Annotated in this window: 2 protein-coding genes; both read left to right on the top strand. The window is 67.8% G+C overall.

The features are described from left to right. Positions 1 to 1,173 (top strand): UDP-N-acetylmuramoyl-L-alanyl-D-glutamate--2,6-diaminopimelate ligase (locus EOA33_RS32050; protein WP_127407450.1); only part of this gene is annotated, 1,173 nt, incomplete at its 5' end. Continuing rightward, positions 1,170 to 2,495: UDP-N-acetylmuramoylalanyl-D-glutamyl-2,6-diaminopimelate--D-alanyl-D-alanine ligase (locus EOA33_RS32045; protein ID WP_127407449.1), on the top strand; the 1,326-nt coding region annotated here is incomplete at its 3' end. The genes EOA33_RS32050 and EOA33_RS32045, both read left to right, overlap by 4 nt.

Raw genomic sequence — 2,495 nt, 5'->3', positions numbered from 1 at the left:
TTCTTCGGCCGGCAGCCGGAGACGATGGTCGCGGTGACCGGACCCAGCGGCAAGACTTCGGTCGCCGCCTTTACCCGCCAGATCTGGGAGCAGGCGGGCCTTGCCGCCGCCTCGATCGGCACCACCGGTGTGGTCGCGCCCGGCCGCAACGACTACGGCTCGCTGACGACACCGGATCCGGTGGCGCTGCACCTCCTGCTCAAGGAACTGGCCGACGCCGGCGTCACCCATGCGTCGATGGAGGCCTCCAGCCACGGCCTCGACCAGCGCCGGCTCGACGGCGTCAGGCTTGCCGCTGGCGGCTTCACCAATCTCGGCCGCGACCATATGGACTACCATCCGACGGTCGAGGACTATCATCGCGCCAAACTGCGCCTGTTCGACACGCTGCTGCCCGAGGGTGCGCCCGCCGTCATCTTCGCCGACGATCCGTGGTCAGAGCCTACGGTGCGTGCGGCAAAGGCGGCAGGGCTCAACGTGTTGACCGTCGGTCGGCATGGCGACTTCCTCAGGCTGAAGCGGGTCGAGCACGAGCGACATCGCCAGCGGGCCGAGGTCGAGGTCAATGGCGTGCTCCACGAAATCGACCTGCCGCTGGCCGGCGATTTCCAGATCGCCAACGCGCTGGTTTCGGCGGGACTTGCCATTTCCACTGGAACGCCGGTCGCCAAGGCTTTGATGGCATTGGAAAAACTGAAGGGCGCTCCGGGACGGCTCGACCTCGTCGGCACCACGGCCAACGGCGCGCCAGTCTATGTCGACTATGCCCACAAGCCGGATGCGCTGGAAAACGTGCTGGCCTCGGTGCGGCCGTTTACGACCGGCCGGGTCATCGTCGTCTTCGGCTGCGGCGGCGATCGCGATCGCGGCAAGCGGCCGATCATGGGCGAGATTGCGACGCAGCTCGCCGACGTCGTCATCGTCACCGACGACAATCCGCGCTCGGAAGTGCCGGAAACGATCCGCGCCGCGATCCTAGCGGCCGCACCCGGCGCCATCGAGATCGGCGACCGGCGCAGGGCGATCCACGAGGCGGTGGCCATGCTCCATGCCGGCGACACGCTGATCGTGGCTGGCAAGGGGCACGAGGAAGGCCAGACGATCGGCAGCGAAACGTTCCATTTCTCCGACCATGAGGAAGTCCGCGCGGCGCTCAGGGAGCGCGCGGCATGAGCCTGCTCTGGACCTCCGAGGCGCTGGTCGACGCGATGGGCGGACGGCCGATCGGCGTCATGCCGCAAGGCATATCGGGCATTTCGATCGACAGCCGCAGCCTGCAGCCCGGGGATGCCTTCTTCGCGATCAAGGGCGAGACGATGGACGGCCATGATTTCGCGACCGCGGCCGTCAAGGCCGGGGCCGGCGTGCTGGTGGTCGCCGAAGGCAAGCTGCCGTCGCTGGGGCGGCTGACGGCACCGATGATCGTCGTGCAGGACGTGCTGGTGGCGCTGGAAAGACTGGGCGTCGCCGCGCGCGCCCGCTCCGGGGCCAGGATCATCGCGGTGACCGGCTCGGCCGGCAAGACGACCACCAAGGAGGCGCTGCGCCACGTGCTGTCGGCGGTCGGCACCGTGCACGCCTCGGCGCAATCGTTCAACAACCACTGGGGCGTGCCGCTGACACTGGCGCGGATGCCCGAGAGTTGCGACTATGCCGTGTTCGAGATCGGCATGAACCATCCGGGCGAGGTCCGGCCGCTGGTCAAGATGGTTCGGCCGCATGTTGCCATCGTCACGCTGATTGCGGCCGCGCATCTCGGCTTCTTCCGCAACCTCGACGAGATTGCCCAGGCCAAGGCCGAGATATTCGAAGGGCTGGAGCCGGATGGGGCGGCGCTGCTCAACCGTGACGATTCCCGCTGGAAGCTGCTCGACAAGATGGCAAAGGCCGCCGGTGTCGAGCATGTCTACAGTTTTGGCGAAAATGCCCGCTCGACCTTCCGGCTGGTGAAATGTGAGCTCGACGCCGACCATTCCGTTATCGCCGCCAAGATCGACGGTCGGGAGGTCCTTGCCCGCGTGGGCGCGCCCGGCCGCCACATGGTGCAGAATGTGCTGGCCGTGCTGGGCGCGGCGCAGCTGGTCGGCGCCGATCTCGGCAAGGTGGCCTCGGCGCTGGCCGACCTCTCGGCCGAGCGCGGCCGCGGCAAACGCCACATACTGCGCCATCCAAAGGGGCCGATCACACTGATCGACGAGAGCTACAACGCCAATCCGGCGTCGATGGCGGCGGCCATGGCGCTGCTCAACGCCACGCCGGTGTCGGGCGAGGGCAGGCGCATCGCGGTGCTCGGCGACATGCTGGAGCTCGGCAGCCATTCGGCGAAGCTGCATGCAGCGCTTGCCGAGCTGATTATCGGCACGGGCACGCAAACCGTCTTTCTCGGCGGCCCCGAAATGCGGGCGCTCGCCGAAATACTGCCCAGCGACGTCAATACCGAGTACCGCGCCGGCGCCGAGGAGTTGAAGCCGCTGTTGCTGTCGGCGGTGCGGCCT

The sequence above is a fragment of the Mesorhizobium sp. M4A.F.Ca.ET.050.02.1.1 genome (assembly GCF_003997725.1).
Classification (GTDB): Bacteria; Pseudomonadota; Alphaproteobacteria; order Rhizobiales; family Rhizobiaceae; genus Mesorhizobium.
The sequence above is the reverse complement of the archived record's forward strand: the minus strand, read 5'-3'. Positions and strand labels throughout refer to the sequence as shown.